Here is a 24696-nt window from a genome sequence, read left to right as displayed (position 1 = left end):
CTCTTTCGGTACGGCTCAGGTTCAGCTCAGGTTGAAACCGGTGCATTCGCATCGGTTTCAGATCCATGAATTAGAACTTGTGACGAACGCCAACGACAACAGCGGTTTGGCTGGAATCGTTGCCGGTGGTGTCGGAGAACACGCCCGGGTTCTTCATGTCCTTGGCACGCAGGTTGGACACGAAGGCGTACAGGTCGGTACGCTTGGACAGCCAGTAGTCAGCACCCAGGCTGTACTGGGTCAGCTTGCCCTTGCCGCTCAGACCGTCGAAGTCTGCACGGGTGTAGTCAACTGCAGCCAGCAGCTTCAGCGACGGGGACAGCGAGTAGGCGGTACCGATTTCGTACATGTCAGCCTTCTTCGACAGACCCAGGGTACCGGTGGTCACGCGGTTGGCGGCGGTCAGGCCGGTCACAGTACCGGTGTTCAGGTCTTGCTTGACGCGCGAGTAGTTGGCGTACACGCGAGCCGGGCCGAACTGGTAGGAAGCCACAACGTTCAGGGACTTCAGTGCGCTTTGACCAGCGTTGGCAGCGCCAGTGGCGGTGCTCAGAGCAGCAGCGGTCGAGATCAGCGAAGTGTCAGCAGGAGTCGGGCCTTGCTTGGACTGGTAGTAGTTGATACCCAGACCCAGAGGACCATTGTCGTACTTGCCGCCGATGCCGAAAGCTTGACCAGCGGAGGTCTTGCCAGCGGTTTCGCCGAAGCCGTACATCAGGTTACCAGTGAAGCCGCTCAGGCTGTTGGTGGTGTAGTTGACCGAGTTGTTGGTACGGGTACCTTGCAGACGGTTCAGGCTCGAACCCGAGTTCGAGGTCACGCCGCCGAAGTCGTTCACGGCGGTGTAAGCCGAGATGGTGTCAGCGAAGTCAGTTTGACGGCCGACCAGCACGGTGCCGAAGCCACCAGCCAGACCAACGACCGACTTGCGACGGAACAGGTTGGTGGTACCAGCGGTGCCATCTTGACCGTTCAGAGCGCCGTTGTCGTTGTTGAAGCCGGTTTCCAGTTGGAACACAGCCGACAGGCCGCCGCCCAGATCTTCAACGCCCTTGAAGCCGATACGCGAACCTTGGATCACGCCCGAGTTCACGGCGAACTTGCTGCCGGTGTTGATGCCGGTTTGGCCAGGAACGTTGGTGGTTTGTGCCTTGGAGGTGTAAGCGATACCGGTATCAACGATACCGTAGATAGTAACGGAGCTTTGTGCTTGAGCAGCACCTGCGAACGCGCCGAGGACGGCCAGTGCCAGCAGAGATTTTTTCATTTGACATCCTTCTATAAAAATAGTCTTGAGGATCCGTACTTCTGGTCGGATGGTGAGACATTAAGGGTTCTCATTTGGCGTGGCCGCAGATTGGTCACGTGGAAGGCGGAATTTTGGTTGAAAGCGTCAAACCACCGGCGTAGTGTTGTTTTTTTCAAACGCTTTCCTGCCCGTCAATGCCTGACAGACAAATTTTGGCTTGCAGCCTGTCACTCATTAACGGCACGGCACCCCAAAACTTGATCCGCCCCGTCTCGCCGAGAGCTTTGTTGTTAAAAAGATGCGTTTCGATTGTTTTCGATGGTTTTTTAAAAAAATGTCGATTGTGGGGCATAATTTTGGCTTTCTGACCTGATGTGGAGGCTGGATGGCCAATCGCGAGGATCTTGCAATCATCCGCGCAGCACGTGCCGGAGATGCCCAGGCGCAACTGAACCTGGGCCAGCGCTACCTGTTTGGGGGCAATGGACTGCCGCAAAGTCCGGGCACTGCATTCCACTGGCTGGAGCGGGCGGCGCGCCAAGGGCAGGCCGATGCTTGGAAGCTCATGGCGCAGCATATTCCGTATGAAGTCGTGAGCCAGCTGGCCCGGCCACATGAGGCGGCCCAGTGGTATGAGCGGGCATTTGAGGATGGCGCCATTGGTGCAGGCCTCACGTTGGCCCGCCTGGTACTGGAGCATCCGGCAGGCGCGGCGGCGGCCAGTGCTGACCAGAAGAGCCGCGCCCTGCGCGCGCTGGAGGCCGTGGCGGCCGAGGGCGATGCGGATGCGCAGTGGCTGCTGGCACGCCAGGGCGAGCGCATGATCGCGCCGGCAGCCGGAGCGCCGCGGGCCGACGCTGAGCCGCAGGCGGCAGCGCCGGTCAAGCCCGAGCAATTGCAGCACTGGACCCGCAAAGCCGCCGATGCCGGCATCGAGCAGGCCCAGCATGCGCTGGCCGACAGCGCCTGGCGCCAGTCGGACTTCGCGGCGTTCCGCCAGCGCGCCCAGCCCCTGGCCGACGCCATGCTGCGCCAGCATGAACAGCTCCTGGCGCAGCTCAATGCGCCCTCTGAGGCCTTGGCCTCTGCCCTGGGAGCGCAGAACATCCAATTGCTGCGCCGCTTGGGCGAGGTGCATCTGGCCGACAAGCGTCCTGACCTGCTGCAGGCCCAGCAATTGCTGGAATTGGCCGCGCTGGCCTGCGACCGTGATGCGCAACTGGCCCTGGGCCTGTTGTACGGGCGGGTCGATGCCTCGGGTGAGCGGTGTTTTGCCGGGCAAGGTTCGGCCAATTACAAGAAGGCCATCCGTTGGCTGACCCTGGCGGGAGAGCAGGGGATGGCTGCGGCCTGGTATGTCCTCTCGCGTATCTATCTGAAGCCAGAGTTTTCACAGCGCAATCTTGCCGATGTGCAGCATTATCTCGAGCGTGCCGCCGAGATGGGGCATGTGGAAGCGCAGGTCGAATGCGGTGTAGGCGCATGGCGCAACCGGCGCGACGACCCCGCCAACGACGTACGCGCGCTGTACTGGCTGCAAAAGGCCGCGACCCAAGGTGCGCAGCAGGCCCAAGCCTTGCTCGACAAGGTGGCCGACCGCCCGCAAGCTGCGGCCTGGGCCGTGCAGGCGCGCGCGCAGATGAGCCGTGAGCAGGTCAATGCCCATCCTTTCCTGGCTGCTCGCATCGAATTGGCCATGCTGTTTGGCCTGACCCGGCCGGAAGCCCTGTTGATCGACCTGAAACAGGCCGATTGCGGGCATTGTCTGATGGTAGATATCCGCAGCCAGTACGCGCGCAGCAAGCGGCGGCTCATCATGGTGGAGACCGGGGAGCAGCGTGGTGCGCTCAATCGTATCGGACGGCTCTTCGAAGACATGGACTGCGGACCCAGCGGCCCGGAAGGCAACTACCGCCAGCGCCTGTACCGGTTGAAGACCGTCCTGCCGCAGTCGCAGGATGACGAGGAAGCCGAAGCGCAAGACCTGGCGGCCTGAACCGGCAATCCTGCGCGAGGCGGTGCCAATGAGAAGCGGCTTGCTGATGATGCATCAGCAAGCCGCTTTTTCGTTGCCGGTAGGTAATGAGGTCAAAGCGCGTCAGGCACGTCAATCTCACCTTCAAAGACGGTCACGGCGGGCCCGGTCATCATCACGGCTTCGCCCGGACCGGCCCAGGCGATGTTGAGCACGCCGCCGTGGGTCTGGACCGCTACCGGCGAATCCAGCAGGCCGCGACGGATGCCAGCGACCACGGCCGCACAGGCACCGGTGCCGCAGGCCAGGGTTTCGCCGGCGCCGCGTTCATAGACGCGCAGATTGATGTGATGACGGTCCACCACCTGCATGAAACCGGCATTGACGCGCTTGGGGAAGCGTTCATGGCGCTCGATGAGCGGCCCGTCCACCAGCACCGGAGCAGCTTCACTGTCCTCCACCACCTGTACTGCATGCGGATTGCCCATCGATACCACCGAGATCCAGCTGGTCTTGCCGGCCACCTCCAATGGCCAGAGCGTGTCTTCAGCCTGGCTGCGATGCTGCAGGTTGCGGCTGTCGAAGGGAACGTCGGCGGGCGTGAGAATGGGCGCGCCCATGTCCACGGTGATCTGGCCATCGTCTTCCAGGCGCGGCTCGATCACGCCGGACATGGTTTCCACGCGGATCGCGCGCTTCTCAGTGAGGCCCTTTTCGGTCACGAAGCGCACGAAGGCGCGGGCGCCATTGCCGCATTGTTCGACCTCGCCGCCATCGGCGTTGTAGATGCGATAACGGAAATCGACCCCGGCGCCTTGCGCCTTCTCCACCACCAGCATCTGGTCGGCGCCGATGCCGAAGCGGCGATCCGCGATGAACTTCCACTGGCCAGGCGTGAGCGAAATGGCTTGATTGACGGCATCAAGTACGACGAAGTCGTTGCCGGCGCCGTGCATCTTGGTAAATTTGATTTTCATCACATCATTATAAGTACGGTGCGCCCGATTCAAAGAGGGGCGGGGTGGTGGTTGCCGCCAGCTTCAGTGCTGGCCCTTGCGATAGAAGTCCGCTTCGCCGGGGGGGCGGTTCTTGAAACGCTTGTGCGCCCAGAAATATTCGGCCGGGGCTTCCAGTACGCGCTCTTCGATGAAGGCATTCATGCGGCGGGTAGCGGCCACGATATCGTCGCCCGGATAATTTTCCCAGGCCGGATAGAAGGTGGTCTTCCAGCCGCGATAACCGGGCAGGAAGGTGGTGATCACCGGCACTACCGACGCCCCGGTGGCGGCCGCGATGCGGGCCGTGGCAGTCAGCGTGGCGGCAGGGACGCCGAAGAAGGGGACGAATTCCGCATCGCGGGTGCCGAAATCCATATCGGGCAGCATGATGAAAGGCAATCCTTCGCGCATGGCGCGAATGATGGGCTTGACGCCTTTCTCGCGCGCCAGCAGCGTCACCGGGCGGAAGCGCGAGCGTCCTTTGAGCAAAGCCTGGTCCACCACTTCGTTTTGCTGGCGGGCGTAAATGGTGCAGACCGAATAATCCGAATTGAGCACCAGCGCGATGCCGGGGATTTCCAGGCAGACGAAATGCGGGCACAGCAGGATGGTCGGACCACGGTCGAGCGTCTCGAAGGGAATGCCGGGTTCGACCTGGATCAGGCGCTTCAGGCGCGACTCCGGTGCCCACCACAGAATGCCGCGTTCCAGGGCGCTGCGGGCATAGGCCTGGAAATGGCGCCGGGCCAGCAGGCGGCGTTCCTTTTCCGTCTTTTCAGGAAAGCACAGGCGCAGGTTGATCAGGGTGATGCGTCGGCGCGGACGCATATAAATATAGAGCAGCCAGCCCAGCGCCTCGCCCAGCCGTCCCAGGATAGGCAGCGGCAGCCAGTGCAGCAGCCACATCAGCCCGATCAGGGCTCTCATTGCGCCGCTCCCGGTGGGGTCACGCCAGGTGGCGTTTTATAGCGGTTGTAACTCCAGATGTATTGCGCCGGGCAGCGGGCGATCAGCTTTTCCATGGCGGCGTTGATGGCGCGAGCCTGTTGCTCGGGCGTCTGCCCCAGTTCACCCTCGAAGGGTACGAAATGGATGGCGTAACCCCGGCCCCAGGACAGGCGCTCGGCGTAGGTCAGGATGATGGGCGCGCCGCTCATCTGTTGCAGTTTGCCCGGCAGGGTCATGGTATAGGCCGGCTTGCCGAAGAAATGCGCCCACACGCCTTCGCCGTTTTGCGGTACCTGGTCTGGCAGCAGGCCGATGGCCTGCCCGTTCTTCAAGGCCTTGAGCAGGATGCGCACGCCCGACAGGTTGGCTGGCGCCAGGTGCAGGTTGGCGCGGGCGCGAGCGCCTTCGATCAAGGGCTTGAGCGCGGCCTTGCGCGGCGGGCGATACAGCACGCTCAGGCTGGCATGGCGCGCGATCGACTGCGCCGAAATCTCGAAACAGCCCAGGTGCGGGGTCAGGAAGACGACGCCGGCCTTGGCCTCCAGCGCCTGCTGCACCAGGTCCCAGTTGACGATGCGCGCCGTGCGCAGCACCCGTTGCGGGCTTGCGCACCAGATGAAGGGCAGCTCGAACATGCCCTTGCCGGCCTCGCCGACCGACTTCCAGAGGCTGCCGCGATGGCCGGCCAGCGTGATGTTGTCGGTCAGGCGGCGGCGATAGGAAGGCGAGAGCAGGAAAACCAGCCAGCCCACCCCTGCGCCCAAGGCATGCAAGGCCGGCAATGGCAGGAAAGAGAGCAGGCGGAATAAAGAAACGAGCATACTTGCCGATAACAAAAAAGCGGAGTTGCTCCGCCGTCAAATTGCAGAAAATCGCAAGAGGCGTAAAATAGCACATGCCGTCGAGTTAATGACAACTTGCGAGACGGGGTACAAATATCGCTAAAGCGTCGCAGGCACGACTAACGATGGGCCGCGACATTTGCTAAATCGTTTTCAGTCTGAGGCTTGCATGTCAAACGAATATCTCTTCACTTCCGAATCCGTCTCTGAAGGCCATCCCGACAAGGTCGCCGACCAAATCTCGGATGCCATCCTGGATGCCATCTTCGCCCAGGATCCTTATTCCCGCGTCGCCGCTGAAACCCTGTGCAACACGGGCTTGGTCGTGCTGGCTGGTGAGATCACCACCCGCGCCAACGTTGACTACATCGATGTGGCCCGCGAAACCATCAAGCGCATCGGCTACGACAATGCCGACTTCGGCATCGACTACAAGAGCTGCGCCGTGCTGGTGGCCTACGACAAGCAATCCCCCGACATCGCCCAGGGCGTGGACGAAGGCCGCGGCGTTGACCTGGAGCAAGGTGCCGGCGACCAGGGCCTGATGTTTGGCTACGCCTGCAACGAAACCCCGGAACTGATGCCGGCCGCCATCTATTACGCGCACCGCATCGTCGAGCGTCAGTCGCAACTGCGCAAGGATGGCCGCCTGCCCTGGCTGCGTCCGGATGCCAAGTCGCAAGTCACCCTGAAGTATGTGGATGGCAAGCCGGTCGCCATCGATACCGTGGTGCTGTCGACCCAGCACGCGCCCGAGATGGAACAGAAGGACATCCACGAAGCCGCCATCGAGGAAATCATCAAGCCGGTGCTGCCGGCCGAGTGGCTCAAGAACACCCGCTACCTGATCAACCCGACCGGCCGCTTCGTCATCGGCGGCCCGCAAGGCGACTGCGGCCTGACCGGCCGCAAGATCATCGTCGATACCTATGGTGGCGCAGCGCCCCACGGTGGCGGTGCTTTCTCCGGCAAGGATCCCTCCAAGGTCGACCGTTCGGCTGCCTACGCCGGCCGCTACGTGGCCAAGAACATCGTCGCCGCCGGCCTGGCCGAGCGTTGCCAGATCCAGGTGTCCTACGCCATCGGTATCGCCAAGCCGACCTCGGTCATGGTGACCACCTTCGGCACCGGCAAGATCAGCGATGAAAAGCTGGCCCAACTGGTGCAAGAGCACTTCGACCTGCGTCCCAAGGGCATCGTCCAGATGCTGGACCTGCTGCGTCCGATCTACGCCAAGACCGCCGCTTACGGCCACTTCGGCCGCGAAGAGCCGGAATTCACCTGGGAGCGCACCGACAAGGTCGCCGCCCTGCGTGCCTCGGCCGGTCTGTAAGCCAGCCCATCGGGCACGAGCCGGCTTGCAGCATGCACAATGAAGCGCCATTGCATCTGCAAACCTGCTGGAAAGGCGTGTGAAGAGTGATTCACACGCCTGTTCCGAGGATTGACTAACGCCTGACCCGCGCTACAATGCTGTTCCCGCGAATGAAGATTCGCGCACTGTTCCGATGTTGGCATTGCGTCCGGAACGCCAACCTCACAATGCCTCACCGCTGCAAGGAGCGTTGCGACAGGGACATCCCCTGCCAGGCTTGAAGCGGTGAACAGGCACTAGTCGCCTGGCAACCGCGCTCACGTTACTTTTTTTCTGGCTTTTTCATGAAAGGAGGGCGTGAACAGCGCCATTGCCATGACCACCAATCCGACCCAAGACTACATCGTCGCAGACATCAAGCTGGCCGACTGGGGCCACAAGGAAATCAAGATCGCCGAAACCGAAATGCCGGGCCTGATGGCGATCCGCGAGGAATTTGCTGCTTCCCAGCCCCTGAAGGGCGCGCGCATCACCGGTTCGCTGCACATGACCATCCAGACCGCCGTGCTGATCCAGACCCTGGAAGCACTGGGCGCCAAGGTGCGTTGGGCTTCCTGCAACATCTACTCGACCCAGGATCACGCTGCGGCGGCCATCGCGGCCAACGGTACCCCGGTGTTCGCCGTCAAGGGCGAAAACCTGGATGAATACTGGGAATACACCCACCGCATCTTCGAATGGACCGACGGTGGCTATTCCAACATGATCCTGGACGATGGCGGCGACGCCACCGTGCTGCTGCACCTGGGCACTCGTGCCGAGGCTGACATTTCGGTGCTGGACAAGCCCGATTCGGAAGAAGCCGTGTGCCTCTTCAACGCCATCAAGCGTTACCTGGCCAAGGATCCGCAGTGGTATTCCAAGCGCATCAAGGAAATCAAGGGCGTCACCGAAGAGACCACCACCGGCGTGCACCGCCTGTACCAGATGTTCAAGGAAGGCAAGCTGGCTTTCCCGGCCATCAACGTCAACGACTCGGTCACCAAGTCCAAGTTCGACAACCTGTACGGCTGCCGCGAATCGCTGGTGGACGGCATCAAGCGCGCCACCGACGTGATGATCGCCGGCAAGGTCGCCATCGTGGCCGGCTACGGTGACGTCGGCAAGGGTTCGGCCCAGGCCCTGCGTGCCCTGTCGGCCCAAGTATGGGTCACCGAGATCGATCCGATCTGTGCCCTGCAGGCCGCCATGGAAGGCTACCGCGTGGTGACCATGGACTACGCCGCCGAACACGGCGACATCTTCGTCACCGCCACCGGCAACTACCATGTGATCACCCATGAGCACATGAAGAAGATGAAGGACCAGGCCATCGTCTGCAACATCGGCCACTTCGACAATGAAATCGAAGTTGCCGCCCTGAAGCAGTACACCTGGGAAAACATCAAGCCGCAAGTCGACCACGTGATCTTCCCGGACGGCAAGCGCATCATCTTGCTGGCCGAAGGCCGCCTGGTGAACCTGGGTTGCGCCACCGGCCACCCGTCCTACGTGATGAGCTCGTCCTTCGCCAACCAGACCATTGCGCAGATCGAACTCTTCGTCAACACCAAGGACTATCCGGTCGGCGTCTACACGCTGCCCAAGCACCTGGACGAAAAAGTCGCCCGCCTGCAATTGAAGAAACTCAATGCGCAGTTGAGCGAACTGACCGACGAACAGGCCGCCTACATCGGCGTGAAGGTCGACGGCCCCTACAAGCCTGAGCACTACCGCTACTGATCCCTGCCTGGTGCCGGCCCTCTCTTGACCTGAGAGGGCCGGCCCGGCAGTCTCGGCATCGTCTCCCGCCTGCGGACCTTGCATCCCCTCCTTAGGTGATGCAAGCTTCACGGTATCTTCTTCATTCCCCGACGGGGTCGAAAGGTTTTTTCATGCGCCTGCTGCTGACCTGGCTCATCAATGCATTGGCCTTGCTGGCCGTTCCTTACCTGATGCACTCGGTGCAGGTCGACAGCTTCGGTTCGGCTCTGCTGGCCGCGCTGATCCTGGGGTTCGTCAATACGATCGTGCGCCCGGTGCTGGTGGTGCTGACCCTGCCGGTGACCATGCTCACCCTGGGCCTGTTCATCCTGGTCATCAATGGCCTGATGTTCTGGGTCGTGGCGCAACTGGTCGGCGGCTTCCATGTGGCCGGCTTCTGGTCTGCGGTCGGCGGCGCACTGCTCTACAGCATCGTGTCCTGGGCACTGTCCACACTGTTGCTGAAATCGGGTTCGAATCAATGAGTACACATAATTTCAGTATCGAATTTTTCCCGCCCAAGACCGCTGAAGGCGCGGAAAAGCTGCGCGCTACCCGCGCCCGGCTGGCGGCGCTGGCCCCGAAGTATTTCTCGGTGACCTTCGGTGCCGGCGGTTCCACGCAACAAGGCACGCGCGACACCGTGCTGGAAATCATCGGCGAAGGCCATGACGCCGCGCCGCACCTGTCCTGCATCGGCAGCTCCCGCGCCAGCCTGCGCGCCATCCTGGAAGACTATCGTGCCCAAGGCATCAAGCGCCTGGTGGCCCTGCGCGGCGACCTGCCCAGCGGCTATGGGGCCATGGATCAGGCTTCGAGCGAATTCCGCCATGCCAACGAACTGGTCGAGTTCGTGCGCGCCGAAACCGGCGACTGGTTCCACATTGAAGTGGCCGCCTATCCCGAGATGCACCCGCAAGCGCGCTCGCCCCAGGACGACGTGCAGAACTTCGCACGCAAAGTGAAGGCCGGTGCCAATTCGGCCATCACCCAGTATTTCTACAATGCCGACGCCTACTTCCGCTTCGTGGACGACGCCGCCAAACTGGGTGCCACCGTGCCGGTGATCGCGGGCATCATGCCCATCACCAACTACACCCAGCTGATGCGCTTCTCGGACATGTGCGGCACCGAGATCCCGCGCTGGATCCGTCTCAAGCTGGCCAGCTACGGTGACGATACCGAATCGATCCGCGCCTTCGGCCAGGACGTGGTGACCCAGCTGTGCCAGCGCCTGCTGGCAGGCGGTGCGCCCGGTTTGCATTTTTATTCACTGAACCAGGCCGCTCCGACCGAGGCGATCTGGCAACAACTGGTGAAGTAGGCTGCAACTGCTTCTGCAAGCCGGACTTGGGTCCGGCTTTTTTTTCATACGTCGTCGAAAATGAGGCTATCCAGGGGGATATCGTGCGCCTGCGCCTCGAACTGGACCCGTCCGAAGCCGTGGCAGACCCCCACGGCCAGCGGCCGCGGGCTGGCCGCCAGCGTGCGGTCATAGAAGCCGCCGCCATAGCCCAGACGGCATCCTGCCGCATTGACCCCCAGGCAAGGAATCAGCAGCGCCTGGGGCCGCACCACGGCCGCACCGGACGGCGGTATGAGGGTGCCCATCCCATCCTTTTCCAGAGCGTCGCCGGGCTGCCAGGCGCGAAATTCCAGAGCCGAATTTTTATCGACCACCACCGGCAGGCTCAGGTGCACCCCGCGCGCGGCCAGCGCGTTATAGGCCGCAGACAGATCCGGTTCGCGCCGGATCGGCTGGTACACCGCCAGGCTGTGGATGGCGTGCGTGGCGCACCAGTCCAGTACCCGCTGGCCGATGAGGGCATCGGCGGCGACCTTGTCCTGCTCGCCCAAGGCCTTGCGGCGCGCCAGCAATTCGGTGCGCAAGCGCTGTTTGTGAAGGGCGGCCGCCTCCTCTCGCGTCGGTGACGGGGGCGTGTCGCGTGCTATGCTTGGGTTCATTTTCTGTTTCACCAATCTGCATGAAGAAGCTTGCATGAGTATGCGTCCGAAGAATCATCCGTTCAACCAGCGCCTGCGCGCGCTGGCCGCCTCATTGGCGCTCCCCCTGGCGCTGGCGACCGGCGCCATGCTCACCGCTGCGCCGGCGGCCCACGCCCAGAAGCGCGTGGCGCCCGACGCCGCGCCTGACGATATCTTCCTGGCCCTGCGCCAGGCTGCCGCCAGCGACAACGCCGCCCTGGCGCAAGACCTGGCCTCACGCCTGTCTGGCTATGAGCTGGCCTCCTATGTCGACTACTACCGCCTCAAGCCGCGTGTGCGCGATTACAGCGCCAGCGAGCAGGAAATCCGCGATTTCCTGGCGCGCTGGGACGGCCAGGCCATCGTCGACCGGCTGCGCAACGACTGGCTGCTGGCCCTGGGCAAGACCGGCAACTGGGCGGTCTTCGATGAGCAGTATCCCAAGTTCGTGCTCGATGACGATACCCAGGTCAAATGCTTCGCCCTCAATTCGCGCGCCCTCAAGGGCGCCAATGTCGCCGAGGAAGCGCGCACCCTGCTGAGCAATCCCAAGGATTACGGCCAGGGCTGCAGCGACCTGATCGCCACTCTCGCCCAGAATGGCCAGTTCAGCGATGCCGATGTCTGGTTCCAGATCCGTCAGGCCGCCGAGAACGGCAATGCCACCGTGGCCCGCCGTGCGGCCGTGCTGGTCGACAGCGGCGACGTCAGCGTGACCCAGGTGATGGATCGCCCCGCGCTGATGCTGGCCAAGGGCCCGGGCCGTGGTCCGGTGAACCACCAGCTCTACATCATCGCGCTGGGCCGCATCGCCAAGACCAATCCGTCCCAGGCCGCGACCTATCTCAACGATGCCGGCCGCAACCTGAGCGCGCAGGAAGTCGCGCAGGCCTGGGCACAGATCGCCCTGGCCGCCTCCTACAAGCTGGCGCCGGAAGCCTCGGACTACTGGCGCAAAGCCAAGGACGCGCCGCTGACTCAGGATGCGATGCAATGGAAGGTGCGCATGGCCCTGCGCGACGGTGACTGGAAGACAGTACGCAAGACCATCGAAGCCATGCCCGCCCCGTTGCGCAGCGACACCGCCTGGGTCTACTGGCTGGGCCGTGCCCTGAAGGCCGAAGGCCAGAACGAGGCGGCCCGCCGCCTGTTCGAATCGATCGCGCCCAACTTCAGCTTCTATGGCCAGCTGGCGCTGGAAGAGCTGGGCCAGCAGATCACCATCCCCCCCGGCCCGACCCCGCCGGGCGCCGGTGAAGTGGCGCTATATTCGCAGAATGCCGGCTTCAAGCGTTCGCTCAAGTTCTATCAACTGAACCTGCGCTTTGAAGCCATCCGCGAATGGAACTGGGAACTGCGCAACATGACCGACCGCCAGTTGCTGGCCGCCGCTGAATACGCGCGCCAGAATGATGTGCTGGACCGCATGGTCAACACCTCCGACCGCACCGAGACCGAGTTCGATTTCACCCAGCGCTTCCCGGCACCGCACCTGCCGGAGATGAATGCGGCTACGCGTCCGCTGGGCATGGAGAATGCCTGGGTCTATGGCCTGATTCGCCAGGAGTCGCGTTTCATCAAGTCGGCCCGTTCGCACGTGGGCGCTTCCGGCCTGATGCAGCTCATGCCGGCCACGGCCAAGTTCGTTGCCAAGAAGATCGGGATGACCGAATTCACGGCCGACCAGGTCAATGACATCAACACCAACCTGCTGCTGGGCACCAGCTACCTGGACATGGTGTTGAACAACCTGGAAGGCTCGGAAACCCTGGCCACGGCTGGCTACAATGCCGGCCCCGGCCGTCCGCGCACCTGGCGCGCGACCTTGCCGCGTCCGGTCGAAGGGGCGATCTTCGCCGAGATCATCCCTTTCAATGAAACCCGGGGCTATGTCAAGAACGTGATGTCCAATGCGACCTACTATGCGGCCATGTTCGAGAACCGCCCGCAATCCCTGAAGCAGCGCATGGGCACGGTGGCCCCCAATGCCAACGTCGCCACCGACCTGCCCTGATCCCGTCGCCGCGGCCGCCGTCCCTCACTGACGCGGCGGCCAGCGGTTTTCCCTGGAAATCGGAGAGAGACAAATGGCAGTCAAGAAGATCCTCGTCATCGGCGGTTCCGGCTTCATCGGCACCCGCCTGATCGAACTGCTGGGCAGCACCACCGGCTACCGCATCATGGTGCCCACGCGACGCTACGAGCGCGCCAAGCATCTGCTGGTCTCGCCCGTGGTCAGCGTGGTCCAGGCCAACATCCATGACGATGCCGTGCTGGCCCGCCTGGTGGCCGAGGCTGACGTGGTCGTCAACCTGGTCGGCATCCTGCAATCGCGCCCGGCGCGCGGTGCTGCTCCTTATGGTCCGGATTTCGAGCGCCAGCATGTGCTGCTGCCGCGCCGCATCGTGGCGGCCTGCGTGCAGCAGGGTGTGCCGCGTTACCTGCACATGAGCGCGCTTTGCGCCGATGCCCAGGGGCCATCGATGTACCTGCGTTCCAAAGCCGCCGGCGAACAGGAAGCGCTGGCCTCGCCGGCGCTGGATGTGGCCATCTTCCGTCCCTCGGTCGTGTTCGGCGAGGGCGACAATTTCATCAACATGTTCGCCGGCCTGAACCGCCTGTTCCCGGTGATCCCGCTGGGCAGCCCCGATGCGCGTTTCCAGCCGGTCTACGTGGGCGATGTGGCACAGGCCTTCGTCAATGCGCTGGCCTTGCCGCGCCTGGGCGGCAAGGTGTTCGAGCTGGGCGGGCCCAAGCAATATTCTCTGCGCGAACTGGTGCGCCTGTCGGGCTGGTACAGCGGCCATCCGCGACCAGTGATCGGCTTGCCCGATGCGGCCGGCTGGCTGCAGGCCTTCGCGCTGGAACACCTGCCGGGCAAGCTGATGAGCCGCGACAATGTCGCCTCCATGAAGGTGGACAATGTCCTGCACGGACCCATCGCCCCCGAGCTGCAGCTCACGCCGCGCGCACTGGAAGACGTCGTTCCCGGCTATCTCCTGCCGCGCAGCCCGCAACAGCAATTCGACTTTTTCCGTAGCACCGCGCGACGCTGAATGGTTCAGTCGCCGCGACATTGATCTTCGAGAAACGAGCTCCCATGCAAGATACAGAACTGGATCCGGTCTTGTCCGAAACCCTGCAAAAGGCCGGACGCCACATGCCCACCCTGGTCATCGCCAACAAGAATTATTCCTCGTGGTCGATGCGCCCGTGGGTCACCGCCGTGGCCTTCGATATCCCTTTCAAGGAAGTGCGCGTGCTGCTGGACCAGCCAGAGACCGCCGGCGAGATCGCCCGCTACACCGGCTCGGGCCGCGTGCCGGTGCTGCTCGACGGTGACATCGCGATCTGGGATTCGCTGTCCATCTGCGAATACCTGGCCGAGCAATTCCCTGACCGCCACCTGTGGCCGGCCCGCACCGATGCCCGCGCCATCGCGCGCAGCATCTGTGCCGAGATGCACTCCGGTTTCACCGGCCTGCGCACGGCCATGAGCATGGACATCCGTGGCCGCTACCCCGGCCGGGGACGTACCGCCGAAGCACAAGCCGATATCGCGCGCGTGTGCGAGATCTGGGAAGAGTGCCTCTCGCAATTCGGCCATCATGAATTCCTCTTCGGCGATTTCTCCATTGCCGACGCCTTCTATGCACCGGTGGTGATGCGCTTCGTCAGCTACCAGGTGCCGCTGGCCCCGGCCCTGCAAGCCTATGCCGACCGCGTGCGCGAGCACCCGGCGGTGGCGCGCTGGATCGCCGAGGCGCTGGCCGAGAAGGAAATCCTTCCGGACCACCAGTGAGACGCAGCCGATGAAGACCTACACCGTCGGCGGCGCAGTGCGCGACGGCTTGCTCGGCCTGCCGGTGAAGGACCGCGACCACGTGGTGGTGGGGGCCACGCCGCAGCAGTTGCTGGAACTGGGTTTCCGCCCGGTCGGCAAGGACTTCCCGGTGTTCCTCCATCCCGAGACCCACGAGGAATATGCCCTGGCCCGCACCGAGCGCAAGACCGCGCCCGGCTACAAGGGCTTCGCCTTCCATGCCGCACCCGATGTGACGCTGGAAGACGATCTGGCGCGCCGCGACCTCACCATCAATGCGATTGCGCAGGATGAGGATGGCACCCTGGTCGATCCGTATCACGGCCGTGCCGATCTTGAGGCGCGCGTGTTTCGCCATGTCTCCGAGGCCTTTGTCGAAGATCCGGTACGCATCCTGCGCGTAGCACGTTTTGCTGCGCGCTTCGCCGATTTCACGGTGGCGCCGGAAACCAATGCGCTCATGCAGCGCATGGTGCAAGAGGGCGAGGTGGATGCGCTGGTGCCTGAACGCGTCTGGCAGGAACTGGCGCGCGGCCTGATGGAGCACAAGCCATCACGCATGTTCGAGGTCTTGCGCGCCTGCGGTGCCTTGCAGCGTATCCTGCCTGAACTCGATGCGCTGTGGGGCGTACCGCAGCCGGAGAAATGGCATCCCGAAATCGATACCGGCGTTCATGTGATGCTGGTGGTCGATTGGGCTGCTGCGCAGGATTTTTCATTGCCGATCCGGTTTGCCGCGCTGTTGCACGACCTCGGCAAAGGCACCACGCCACCCGAGATCTGGCCGCGCCATCATGGCCATGAAGCGCGCAGCGAACGCCTGGCAGAAGACGTCTGCACGCGCCTGAAGGTCCCCGGCGAATGCCGTGACCTGGCGCTGATGACGGCCCGCGAACATGGCAATGTGGGGCGCTCCTTCGAGATGCGTCCCGATACCCTGGTCAAGTTCTTCGCGCGTTGCGATGCCTTCCGCAAACCGCAGCGCTTCGTCGACATGTTGCGCGCCTCGGAATGCGACCATCGCGGCCGCACCGGACTGGAGCTGCAGCCCTTCCCGCAGGCGGCTTATCTGGAAGGCGCACTGCAGGCTGCACAAGCCATCGATGCCGGTGCCATCGCGCAGCAGCAGGCACAGCCGCAACGCATTCCCGAGGCCATCCTGGCGGCACGCACGGCGCAAGTGGCGGCTTATGTCGAGCAGCATCGTCCGGCGCAGTCCTGAGGGAAGGTCACGATGAGCCATCCCCTGTCCCGTCTCCAGCAGCGCTTGCGTGGCAAGCAATCCGGCCTGCCGCCTGCACAGCCGGAGAAGCAGGACAAGCCCAACGTCTTCGTCAAGGAGCTCTCGCCGCGGGCGCGCCGCCACCTGCTGCGCCACTTCCTCGCGCTGGAAGAAAAGGATCGCCTGCTGCGCTTCGGTTCCAAGCTCTCCGATGAGATGGTGACGCGCTACGTGGAGGGCATCAACTTCGAGCGCGATACCGTCTTCGGCGTCTATGACCGCCGCTTGCGATTGCTTGGTGTGGGCCACCTGGCCTTCGCGCCCAAGGAGAGCACGCGCATCAGCGGTGCCACCATCAAGCCGGTGGTGGCCGAGTTCGGGGTGTCGGTGACGGCCGCCGCGCGCGGGCTCGGGGTGGGCACGCGCCTGTTCATGCGCGCTTCCGTGCACTGTCGCAATGCCGATGTCGATACGCTGTACATGCACTGCCTTTCGTCCAACAAGGTCATGATGCACATCGCCAAGAAGGCCGGCATGGAAATCCACCGCGACTATGGCGAAGCCGATGCCTACCTCAAGATCAAGCCTGCCAACTCGGCCACGGTGTTCCAGGAAGCGCTGGAAGAGCAAGTTGCAATGTTGGACTATATCGTCAAGGCCAACTTCAAGGCACTGCTGAAATGGGGCGCGCGCGTGACCGGCATCGGTGCCAAAAAGAAGGACGACGGCACGCCGCCGCCTGCTGCCTGACGCGCTGCTTGCGCGAACGCACATGACCATCCCGTGCCGGGAGCGCATAATATGCGCCTCACTTTGATAACGGGTATGCCATGAGCACCAATCCCAACACCGATGATTTCTTCGCCACAGTCGCCACCAAGTCCGATAGCGGAGCCTTGCGCGGCGACTACAGCCAGGCCGACGCCAACTACGTCGTGGCCCAGAACTGGGAGGGCTACACGCCCGCCCAGCACGCGCTGTGGCGTCGTCTCTATGAGCGCCAGGCGAAGTTGATTCCCGGCCGCGCCTGTGATGTCTTCATCGACAGCCTCAAGGCGCTCGATGTCTCGCAAGGCATCCCGCGCTTTGACCGTACCACCGAAGCGCTCTTCAAGGCCACCGGCTGGCAGCTGGTGGCCGTGCCGGGCCTGGTGCCGGACCACACCTTCTTCGAGCACCTGGCCAATCGCCGCTTCCCGGTCACGGTGTGGCTACGTGAAGAGCACGAGTTCGATTACATCGTCGAGCCTGATCTGTTCCATGACTTCTTCGGCCATGTGCCGCTGCTGTTCAATCCGATCTTTGCCAACCACCTGCAGGAATACGGAAAGGGTGGCCTGAAGGCGCTCAAGCTCGACGGGCTGGCTTATCTGGCGCGCCTGTACTGGTACACCATCGAGTTCGGGCTGATCCAGAGCAAGGAGGGTTTGCGCATCTATGGTGCCGGCATCCTCTCCTCGGGCGGCGAGGTCGAGTACTGCCTCTCCAGCGACCAGCCGCGTCGCGTACCGTTTGAGGTGGAGCGCATCATGCGCACGCTCTACAAGATCGATACCTATCAGGAGACCTATTTCGTGATCAAGGATTTCGAACAGCTCTTCAACGATACGGCGCCGGACTTCACGCCGCTCTACGAGCGGCTCAAGCAGCAGGAGGCCTTGCCGGCCAATACGCTGCTGGCGGGCGAGTCCAATCTTCCTCCCAACCGCTGATGCCGCCCGGCCGCTTCGGGCCGGCGACATGAGAAACCAGGCTGGCCGTCCGTGTTGTCACGGACGGCTTTTTTGTATTGGCGGATCGGGCGGGCTTTTATCCTCGAACGCGGGCGGGATTGAAGTAATGCGAAAAATCCGGTCAGCTTGCTGACCGCAGACCTTCCCGGTGATACAGGTCAAAGGGCCGCCGAGGTGCACAAGGACAATGCAGGCATCCCCACCCTTGAGGAAGGAGCACGCCATGCATCACCGATTCACCCTGTCCGTCTTGCTTGCTGCCGGCATCTCGCTGGCCGCGCCCGTCCTTGCCACAGGCAAGGAACCTATCACTCCCATCCAGCCCGCCCGGGTCGGCAACCCGGCCATGGTCGCACTGGGCAAAAAGCTGTTCTTCGATCCGCGCTTGTCCAGGTCCGGGTTCATTTCCTGTAACGCATGCCATAACCTGTCCATGGGAGGGACCGACAACCTCAAGACCTCCATCGGCCACAACTGGCATGAGGGACCGATCAATGCACCCACGGTGCTCAACGCCAGGCTCAACATTGCGCAATTCTGGGACGGCCGCGCGGCCGACCTGAAGGCGCAGGCCGGCGGGCCCATCGCCAATCCCGGGGAGATGGCCTTCTCGCACGCCCTGGCGGTGGATGTTCTGCAATCGATACCGGCTTATGTGGCCGCTTTCAAGCAGGTCTTCGGCAACGACAAGCTGGGCATCGATGAAATCACGCAAGCCATTGCCGCCTTCGAAGAGACCCTGGTCACGCCCAATTCGCGCTTCGACAAATGGCTCAAGGGCGACCGCAAGGCGCTCACGCGCAGCGAGCGGGAGGGCTACCAGCTCTTCAAGTCGGCCGGTTGCGTGGCCTGTCACAACGGCGCGGCCGTCGGTGGCAGTTCATTCCAGAAGATGGGCCTGGTCGAGCCCTATGTCACCACCAATGCAGCGCAGGGCAGGGCGGGCGTCACGGGCAAGGATGCCGATCGTTTCACCTTCAAGGTGCCGACCTTGCGCAATGTCGAACTGACCTATCCCTATTTCCACGATGGCGCGGCGGCTTCCTTGTCAGAAGCGGTCGATACCATGGCCCGCATCCAGCTTGGCCGGCAATTCAGTGCCGAGGACAATGCCAAGGTAGTGGCTTTCCTGAAGACGCTCACCGGTGACCAGCCCCGCATCGTGCTCCCGATATTGCCGCCCTCCTCGGAGCGTACCCCCCAGCCACGTCCCTTCGGGACGAACTGAGCGCACATAAAAAAAGCGGATCCGACAGGGGAGGCCGGATCCGCGAGCTAGTGGTGCTTTCAACACTAGAGGGGAGGAACCTTGCACAGTAACGGATACCAATCAATCGCTGTTCAAGTGGAGTCTATTAAACGTCAGCGGCCGAGCTGGTCCAACGGCTTTTACGGGCTGTTACATTCACGTCTTGCTTGTAACACTTGGGGCATCCACAGCCCTTTTTTTTCAGCCGGAAATGTTGTTGTTTTTCGCTTTCCGGCATTTTCTTCTCTGCATGGCCACTAACGCCGCAGGACCTGCGGAAACAGTTTCCTGCAAGGCAAAAAAGCCCGGAAACCCTGCTGCGGCGCGCGTAGCGGGCCGGTCACCCTTGTGCTAACTTGACACTACAACTTGAAGACACCCGGTTCACAAGACTGAGGTGTTCCCGATTCCCGACAGATCGGCGTAGCCGCACAGCGACACCTGTGCAGGGCGTCGCTGACGGGAGCATGTGCAAGGCAAAAACAAGATTTTTGGCACGGAGACCACATGAACGCACCCCTACCCGCCGGGCAACGCCTGCTGCTGGACGATGTATCCCTGGACGACAAATTTGCACTGGAGCGCGGCCGCGTCTTCATGACCGGCATCCAGGCGCTGATCCGCCTGCCGATGCTGCAGCGGCAATACGATGAACGCGCAGGCCTGAACACCGCCGGCTTCATCACCGGCTATCGCGGGTCCCCCCTGGGCTCGGTCGACCAGACCGCCGAGAAGGCACGCAAATACCTGGAAGCCAAACAGGTCAAATTCCATCCTGGAATGAATGAAGACCTGGCCGCCACCAGTGTGTGGGGCACGCAGCAGGTCAATCTCTTCAAGGGTGCGCAATACGATGGCGTTTTCTCGCTATGGTATGGCAAAGGCCCGGGGGTGGACCGCTGTGGCGACGTCTTCAAGCACGCCAACATGGCCGGCACCTCCAAGCACGGCGGCGTGCTGGTCATCGCGGGCGATGACCATGCCGCCAAGTCCTCTACCGCCGCACACCAGAGCGAGCACATCCTCAAGGCCTGCGGCATACCGGTGCTCTATCCGTCGTCGGTGCAGGAGTATCTCGACTACGGCCTGCATGGCTGGGCCATGAGCCGCTACACCGGCTTGTGGGTGGCGATGAAATGCGTGACCGACCTGGTCGAATCGGGCATGTCGGTGATGATTGATCCGGAGCGCGTGAAGATAGAATTACCGGACTTCGAACTGCCGCCCGATGGCCTCAACATCCGCATGCCCGACACGGTGCTGGGGCAGGAAGCGCGCATGATCAATTACAAGTGGTACGCCGCCCTGGCCTACGCACGCGCGAACAAGTTGAACCGCATCATCTGGGACAGCCCGCGTGCGCGCATCGGCATCATCACTGCCGGCAAGTCCTATCTCGATACGCGCCAGGCGCTGGAAGACCTGGGCATCGATGAACAGGTCGCCAACGACATCGGCATCCGTCTCTACAAGGTCGGCATGACCTGGCCGCTGGAAGCCGAGGGCGTGCGTGAATTCGCGCAGGGTCTGGACGAGATCCTGGTGGTCGAAGAGAAGCGGCAGATTCTTGAATACCAGTTAAAGGAAGAACTCTACAACTGGCGCGACGATGTTCGACCCCGCGTGGTCGGCAAATTCGATGACACCGGAGAATGGAGCGGTTCGCAGCGCGAAGGCCATGGCAACTGGCTGCTGCCGGCCACCTATGAACTCAATCCGGCGCAGATCGCACGCGCGATTGCCACGCGCATCTCGCGCTACTTCGCCGGCCATCCGGTGGAGCAGCGCGTGCGCACCCGCGTGGCCTATCTCGAAGCCAAGGAAGCGGCCCTCAACATCAGCAGCAAGCCCGATCCCGACAAGGACCGCGTGCCGCATTTCTGCTCCGGCTGTCCGCACAATACCTCGACCAAACTGCCCGATGGCAGCCGTGGTCTGGCCGGTATCGGCTGCCACTACATGGTCACCTGGATGGACCGCGAGACCAGCCTCTTCACCCACATGGGCGGCGAGGGCGTGACCTGGGTCGGCCAGGCACCGTTCACGACGGAGAAACACGTTTTCGCCAACCTCGGTGACGGCACCTACTTCCATTCCGGCCTGCTGGCGGTGCGCGCCTCGGTCGCGGCGAAGGTCAATATCACGTACAAGATCCTGTACAACGATGCGGTGGCCATGACCGGTGGCCAGGAGTTCGATGGCCCGCTCGATCCGGCCATGATCTCGCGCCAGCTGGCCGCTGAGAACGTGCGGCCCATCATCGTGGTCACCGATGAGCCGGACAAGTATCCGGTCGGCACCCCATGGGCCGAGGGCGTGACCATCCGCCATCGCAGCGAACTCGATGCCGTGCAGCGCGAACTGCGTGAACAGCCGGGCGTGTCGGCCATGATCTATGACCAGACCTGCGCGTCGGAGAAACGTCGTCGCCGGAAACGCAATGCCTATCCCGACCCGGCCAAGCGCGCCGTCATCAACGAGGCGGTGTGCGAAGGCTGCGGCGATTGCAGCGTGCAGTCCAATTGCCTGTCGGTGGAGCCGCTGGAAACCGAGTTCGGCCGCAAGCGCCAGATCAACCAGTCGTCCTGCAACAAGGATTATTCCTGCGTGAACGGTTTCTGCCCCAGCTTCGTGACGGTCGAAGGCGGCCAGCTGAAGAAGCCCGTGCGCGCCAAGACGCAATCGGGTCCGGCCTTGCCGACCCTGCCCGAGCCGGTGCTGCCGGGGCTGGCCCAGCCCTACGGCATCGTGGTCACCGGCGTAGGCGGCACGGGCGTGATTACCATCGGCCAGATCATCGCCATGGCGGCGCACGTTGAAGGCCGCGCCTGCTCGGTGCTGGACATGAGCGGACTGGCCCAGAAGGGCGGACCGGTGATGTCGCACGTACGCGTGGCCGAGGACCCGGCGCACATCCAGTCCACCCGCGTGGGCACCGGCATGGCTGACCTGGTCATCGGCTGCGACGTCATCGTCACTGCGGGCCGCGATGCTCTCTCTCGCATGGGCGAGGGGCGAACCCATGCAGCGGTCAATTCGACGCAGATGCCTACTGCCGCGTTCGTCCGCAATCCGGACTGGCAATTCCCCACTGCCTCCAGCGAAGGCGAGATTGCCAAGGCCTGCGGCCGGGACAATCTTTCACTGATCGATGCCGGCCGCATCGCCACCGCGCTCATGGGCGACGCGATCGCGACCAACATGTTCATGCTCGGCTATGCCTGGCAAAAGGGATGGGTGCCGTTGTCGGAAGCGGCCCTGTTGCGCGCCATCGAACTCAACGCGCTGCAGGTGGAGTTCAACAAGCAGGCCTTCGCCTGGGGCCGCATGGCCGCACATGATGTGGACTTCGTGCTGGCTGCCGCAGGCCGCAACGGCATGACGGCCCAGGTGATCGAATTCAAGCGCACGCCGACCCTGGATGAACTGGTGGAGCGCCGCGTGGCCTTCCTCACCGATTACCAGAACGCCGCCTATGCGCGCAGCTATCGCGATGCCGTGGAAGAAGTGCGGGCGCGTGAGAGCACGCTGGGTGAGGCGGGACGCGGCCTCAAACTGAGCCGTGCGGTGGCCACCTATCTCTTCAAGCTCATGGCCTACAAGGATGAGTACGAAGTCGCGCGCCTCTACACCGAGCCGGCCTTCCGCGCCAAGATCGCCGGCATGTTCGAGGGGGATTACAAGCTGCGCTTCCACCTCGCACCGCCGCTGCTGGCCAAGCGCGACGACAAGGGACACCTGCGCAAGCAGGCCTTCGGCAGCTGGATGATGCCGGCCTTCGGCGTGCTGGCCAGGCTGCGCTTCCTGCGGGGTACGGCCTTCGATCCTTTCGGCTACACCGAGGAACGCAAACAGGAGCGGGCGCTCATCAGCGAGTACCGTGCCACCCTGTCACGCCTGCTGGCAAAGCTCACGCCCGAGAACCTGGAACAGGTCGTCGCCGTGGCGCGCATTCCGGAAGAGATTCGCGGCTATGGCCACGTGAAGGAGCGCCATCTGAAAGCGGCCATGCAAAAGCAGGCCGCCTTGCTGGCGCAACTGGAGCAGGGCGTCTCAACCGGTCAGCCGCACTCGCCGCAAGGAGGCGGCAAGCGGGCGGCCTGAGAACGCAGGAAGAAAATCAGGAGCGGTCAGCGGATCAGGCCAGGCGGCCGCCGCTGACCCGTTCGATACCGGCCAGGTCGCGCCAGCTCTGGACTTCCTTGAAGCCGGTGCCGGAGAGCAGCCCGCGCACCGCAGCAGCCTGGTCATAGCCATGTTCCATCAGCAGCCAGCCACCCGGCAGCAGATGGGCGGGTGCGCCGTCGATGATGCTGCGCAGGTCGGTCAGGCCATCACCGTGATCGGTGAGCGCATCGACCGGTTCGAAACGCAGGTCGCCTTGGGAGAGATGCACATCCCCTGCGACGATATAAGGCGGGTTGGAGGCGATCACCGCAAAGCGCTGATCCTGGGGCAGGGCGGCGTACCAGTCGCTTTCCAGCAGCGTCACGCGGACCTGGTTGACTGTGGCGTTTTCGCGTGCGATGGCCAGGGCGGCTGCGCTGGCGTCCAGTGCCGTCACCACCGCATCGGGCCGCGTATGGGCGATGGCGATGGCAATCGCCCCCGAACCGGTCCCCATGTCCAGCAGTGCCGCGTCTTGCGGCAATCTTTCCATGGCCAGTTCCACCAGCAGCTCGGTATCGGGCCGGGGGATCAATACATCGGGCGTGACGCGCAAATCCAGTCCATAGAATTCGCGCCGGCCGATGATGTAGGCAATCGGCTCGCCGCGCAGGCGACGGGCATAGAGGGCTGTAAGCGCCTCCGATTCGGCGGCATCGAGCCGCCGTTCGGATTGCGTGATCAGTTGTACGCGCGTCATGCGCAGCGCGTGGCACAGCAGGATGCGGTTCTCCAGCGGGTCCAGCGGCGCCGTCTTCAATACGGTGGCCAGCGTGCAGCCGGCATAGCTGGAGAGCGGCTCCATCACTTCCAGATGGTGGTGCGCGGTGCGCGCTTGAACAGTTGCACGGCCAGCACCAGGGCCAGCACGCCGAACCAGATCAGCGACCAGGTCGGGATCTGCAGGCCGAACACCGGCGGCCAGGGAGCCGAGCAAAAGCCGTCGGCAGTAAACACCTGCGGCCACAGCTTGGCCGTGGGCAGCTGGTTGAGCGCCGTTTCCAGCGGATCGGTGGTGCAGGAGACGCCCGGATGCGCCTTCACGTACAGATGCCAGATGGCGGTACCCGCGCCACCGAGCGCAGCCAGGAGGCCCAGGCCGGCACTGCCGCGGCGGGCCGCTTCGGGCATCATTGCGCCGATCAGGGCGAAGGCGCCGACCAGCACGAACATGTAGCGCTGGATGACGCACAGCGGGCAGGGCTGCATTTCTTCGACGATCTGCAGGTACATGGCAACGCCCAGCAGGGCAGCGCAGACCAGCGCCACCAGCAGGAAAACCGCTTTGGATGATTTCATGGTTGAGGGTTCAGTGATTCATTAATGGGGGACAGCGTCGGGGCAGTTCGATGGGCAGGAGCGCCCGAATGACCGGGCGGCTTTTTT

At 63.1% G+C, this 24696-nt stretch carries 20 protein-coding genes and 1 riboswitch; of the genes, 13 read left to right on the top strand and 7 right to left on the bottom strand.

Translation table 11 applies throughout. The features are described from left to right. Positions 1 to 70: 70 nt before the first annotated feature. The gene (locus ACLRDN_RS22215; protein ID WP_413458035.1) at positions 71 to 1267 is read right to left on the bottom strand and encodes a porin; all 1197 of its coding nucleotides are present in this window, start codon (positions 1265 to 1267) and stop codon (positions 71 to 73) included. Positions 1268 to 1634: 367 nt separating this feature from the next. Here ACLRDN_RS22215 and ACLRDN_RS22210 point away from each other — a divergent pair, with 367 nt between their 5' ends. Then, positions 1635 to 3245 carry a hypothetical protein gene (locus ACLRDN_RS22210; protein ID WP_413458034.1) on the top strand — a complete coding sequence of 537 codons (1611 nt, stop codon included), beginning with the start codon at positions 1635 to 1637 and terminating at the stop codon, positions 3243 to 3245. Positions 3246 to 3337: 92 nt separating this feature from the next. Here ACLRDN_RS22210 and dapF read toward each other — a convergent pair whose 3' ends face one another. From dapF to ACLRDN_RS22195, 3 genes are all read right to left on the bottom strand, one after another. Next, positions 3338 to 4201, bottom strand: a complete 864-nt coding sequence (gene dapF, locus ACLRDN_RS22205; protein WP_413458033.1) for a diaminopimelate epimerase — start codon at positions 4199 to 4201, stop codon at positions 3338 to 3340. Between the two features lie 63 nt (positions 4202 to 4264). Then, complete coding sequence (locus tag ACLRDN_RS22200; RefSeq protein ID WP_413458032.1) at positions 4265 to 5149, bottom strand: lipid A biosynthesis acyltransferase; 885 nt, start codon at positions 5147 to 5149, stop codon at positions 4265 to 4267. Then, a complete protein-coding gene (locus tag ACLRDN_RS22195) occupies positions 5146 to 5991 on the bottom strand; it encodes a lysophospholipid acyltransferase family protein (RefSeq protein ID WP_413458031.1) in 846 nt (281 codons plus the stop codon). Before ACLRDN_RS22195 ends, ACLRDN_RS22200 begins: the two co-directional genes overlap by 4 nt. Before the next feature lie 190 nt (positions 5992 to 6181). Here ACLRDN_RS22195 and metK point away from each other — a divergent pair, with 190 nt between their 5' ends. The 4 genes from metK (at position 6182) to metF (ending at position 10454) form a co-directional block, all read left to right on the top strand. Then, a complete protein-coding gene (gene metK, locus ACLRDN_RS22190; RefSeq protein ID WP_413458030.1) occupies positions 6182 to 7345 on the top strand; it encodes a methionine adenosyltransferase in 1164 nt (387 codons plus the stop codon). Between the two features lie 218 nt (positions 7346 to 7563). Continuing rightward, a riboswitch (S-adenosyl-L-homocysteine riboswitch) is annotated at positions 7564 to 7653 on the top strand. A gap of 49 nt (positions 7654 to 7702) precedes the next feature. Next, entirely contained in the window at positions 7703 to 9109 is a 1407-nt protein-coding gene (gene ahcY, locus ACLRDN_RS22185; protein WP_413460435.1) for an adenosylhomocysteinase, read from the top strand. Between the two features lie 152 nt (positions 9110 to 9261). Then, positions 9262 to 9615: a phage holin family protein gene (locus tag ACLRDN_RS22180; protein WP_008332818.1), complete on the top strand. Its 354-nt coding sequence runs from the start codon at positions 9262 to 9264 to the stop codon at positions 9613 to 9615. Beyond that, positions 9612 to 10454 carry a methylenetetrahydrofolate reductase [NAD(P)H] gene (gene metF, locus ACLRDN_RS22175; protein WP_413458029.1) on the top strand — a complete coding sequence of 281 codons (843 nt, stop codon included), beginning with the start codon at positions 9612 to 9614 and terminating at the stop codon, positions 10452 to 10454. The genes ACLRDN_RS22180 and metF overlap by 4 nt, the downstream gene beginning before the upstream one ends. A 44-nt stretch (positions 10455 to 10498) precedes the next feature. On the opposite strand, the gene ACLRDN_RS22170 is transcribed toward metF, so the two are convergent. After that, a complete protein-coding gene (locus tag ACLRDN_RS22170; protein WP_413458028.1) occupies positions 10499 to 11095 on the bottom strand; it encodes a 5-formyltetrahydrofolate cyclo-ligase in 597 nt (198 codons plus the stop codon). Between the two features lie 34 nt (positions 11096 to 11129). Here ACLRDN_RS22170 and ACLRDN_RS22165 point away from each other — a divergent pair, with 34 nt between their 5' ends. The 8 genes from ACLRDN_RS22165 (at position 11130) to ACLRDN_RS22130 (ending at position 23247) form a co-directional block, all read left to right on the top strand. After that, positions 11130 to 13130, top strand: coding sequence for a transglycosylase SLT domain-containing protein (locus tag ACLRDN_RS22165; RefSeq protein WP_413458027.1), 2001 nt, complete (start codon positions 11130 to 11132; stop codon positions 13128 to 13130). Between the two features lie 73 nt (positions 13131 to 13203). Next, entirely contained in the window at positions 13204 to 14172 is a 969-nt protein-coding gene (locus ACLRDN_RS22160; protein WP_413458026.1) for a complex I NDUFA9 subunit family protein, read from the top strand. Between the two features lie 44 nt (positions 14173 to 14216). Continuing rightward, on the top strand, positions 14217 to 14918 hold the full coding sequence (locus ACLRDN_RS22155) for a glutathione S-transferase family protein (RefSeq protein ID WP_413458025.1): 702 nt from the start codon (positions 14217 to 14219) through the stop codon (positions 14916 to 14918). Positions 14919 to 14928: 10 nt separating this feature from the next. After that, a complete protein-coding gene (locus ACLRDN_RS22150) occupies positions 14929 to 16161 on the top strand; it encodes a multifunctional CCA addition/repair protein (protein ID WP_413458024.1) in 1233 nt (410 codons plus the stop codon). Positions 16162 to 16173: 12 nt separating this feature from the next. Further along, the gene (locus tag ACLRDN_RS22145; protein ID WP_413458023.1) at positions 16174 to 16911 is read left to right on the top strand and encodes a GNAT family N-acetyltransferase; all 738 of its coding nucleotides are present in this window, start codon (positions 16174 to 16176) and stop codon (positions 16909 to 16911) included. Positions 16912 to 16991: 80 nt separating this feature from the next. After that, positions 16992 to 17873 (top strand): phenylalanine 4-monooxygenase, encoded by an 882-nt coding sequence (phhA, locus tag ACLRDN_RS22140; protein ID WP_329802429.1) that lies wholly within the window; start codon positions 16992 to 16994, stop codon positions 17871 to 17873. 244 nt (positions 17874 to 18117) lie between these two features. Beyond that, the gene (locus ACLRDN_RS22135; RefSeq protein WP_413458022.1) at positions 18118 to 19122 is read left to right on the top strand and encodes a cytochrome-c peroxidase; all 1005 of its coding nucleotides are present in this window, start codon (positions 18118 to 18120) and stop codon (positions 19120 to 19122) included. Positions 19123 to 19650: 528 nt separating this feature from the next. Next, entirely contained in the window at positions 19651 to 23247 is a 3597-nt protein-coding gene (locus tag ACLRDN_RS22130) for an indolepyruvate ferredoxin oxidoreductase family protein (RefSeq protein WP_413458021.1), read from the top strand. A 34-nt stretch (positions 23248 to 23281) separates the two neighbouring features. Here the strand turns inward: ACLRDN_RS22130 and prmC are convergent, their stop codons facing one another. Next, positions 23282 to 24115, bottom strand: coding sequence for a peptide chain release factor N(5)-glutamine methyltransferase (prmC, locus tag ACLRDN_RS22125; RefSeq protein WP_413458020.1), 834 nt, complete (start codon positions 24113 to 24115; stop codon positions 23282 to 23284). Then, positions 24115 to 24609 carry a disulfide bond formation protein B gene (locus ACLRDN_RS22120; RefSeq protein WP_413458019.1) on the bottom strand — a complete coding sequence of 165 codons (495 nt, stop codon included), beginning with the start codon at positions 24607 to 24609 and terminating at the stop codon, positions 24115 to 24117. The genes prmC and ACLRDN_RS22120 overlap by 1 nt, the downstream gene beginning before the upstream one ends. Between the last annotated feature and the right edge of the window lie 87 nt (positions 24610 to 24696).

Source organism: Herbaspirillum huttiense (assembly GCF_047300815.1).
GTDB classification, from domain to species: Bacteria; Pseudomonadota; Gammaproteobacteria; order Burkholderiales; family Burkholderiaceae_D; genus Herbaspirillum; species Herbaspirillum huttiense_A.
This window is presented reverse-complemented; position numbering and strand designations above follow the sequence as displayed.

Coding starts and splice junctions, on each gene's coding strand:
- metK (WP_413458030.1), top strand. CDS start 6,182: ATGTCAAACGAATATCTCTTCACTTCCGAATCCGTCTCTGAAGGCCAT.
- ACLRDN_RS22170 (WP_413458028.1), bottom strand. CDS start 11,095: ATGAACCCAAGCATAGCACGCGACACGCCCCCGTCACCGACGCGAGAG.
- phhA (WP_329802429.1), top strand. CDS start 16,992: ATGAGCACCAATCCCAACACCGATGATTTCTTCGCCACAGTCGCCACC.
- ACLRDN_RS22145 (WP_413458023.1), top strand. CDS start 16,174: ATGAGCCATCCCCTGTCCCGTCTCCAGCAGCGCTTGCGTGGCAAGCAA.
- ACLRDN_RS22210 (WP_413458034.1), top strand. CDS start 1,635: ATGGCCAATCGCGAGGATCTTGCAATCATCCGCGCAGCACGTGCCGGA.
- ACLRDN_RS22130 (WP_413458021.1), top strand. CDS start 19,651: ATGAACGCACCCCTACCCGCCGGGCAACGCCTGCTGCTGGACGATGTA.
- ACLRDN_RS22150 (WP_413458024.1), top strand. CDS start 14,929: ATGAAGACCTACACCGTCGGCGGCGCAGTGCGCGACGGCTTGCTCGGC.
- ACLRDN_RS22195 (WP_413458031.1), bottom strand. CDS start 5,991: ATGCTCGTTTCTTTATTCCGCCTGCTCTCTTTCCTGCCATTGCCGGCC.
- prmC (WP_413458020.1), bottom strand. CDS start 24,115: ATGGAGCCGCTCTCCAGCTATGCCGGCTGCACGCTGGCCACCGTATTG.
- ACLRDN_RS22160 (WP_413458026.1), top strand. CDS start 13,204: ATGGCAGTCAAGAAGATCCTCGTCATCGGCGGTTCCGGCTTCATCGGC.
- ACLRDN_RS22155 (WP_413458025.1), top strand. CDS start 14,217: ATGCAAGATACAGAACTGGATCCGGTCTTGTCCGAAACCCTGCAAAAG.
- ACLRDN_RS22180 (WP_008332818.1), top strand. CDS start 9,262: ATGCGCCTGCTGCTGACCTGGCTCATCAATGCATTGGCCTTGCTGGCC.
- ahcY (WP_413460435.1), top strand. CDS start 7,703: ATGACCACCAATCCGACCCAAGACTACATCGTCGCAGACATCAAGCTG.
- metF (WP_413458029.1), top strand. CDS start 9,612: ATGAGTACACATAATTTCAGTATCGAATTTTTCCCGCCCAAGACCGCT.
- ACLRDN_RS22120 (WP_413458019.1), bottom strand. CDS start 24,609: ATGAAATCATCCAAAGCGGTTTTCCTGCTGGTGGCGCTGGTCTGCGCT.
- ACLRDN_RS22215 (WP_413458035.1), bottom strand. CDS start 1,267: ATGAAAAAATCTCTGCTGGCACTGGCCGTCCTCGGCGCGTTCGCAGGT.
- ACLRDN_RS22165 (WP_413458027.1), top strand. CDS start 11,130: ATGAGTATGCGTCCGAAGAATCATCCGTTCAACCAGCGCCTGCGCGCG.
- ACLRDN_RS22200 (WP_413458032.1), bottom strand. CDS start 5,149: ATGAGAGCCCTGATCGGGCTGATGTGGCTGCTGCACTGGCTGCCGCTG.
- dapF (WP_413458033.1), bottom strand. CDS start 4,201: ATGAAAATCAAATTTACCAAGATGCACGGCGCCGGCAACGACTTCGTC.
- ACLRDN_RS22135 (WP_413458022.1), top strand. CDS start 18,118: ATGCATCACCGATTCACCCTGTCCGTCTTGCTTGCTGCCGGCATCTCG.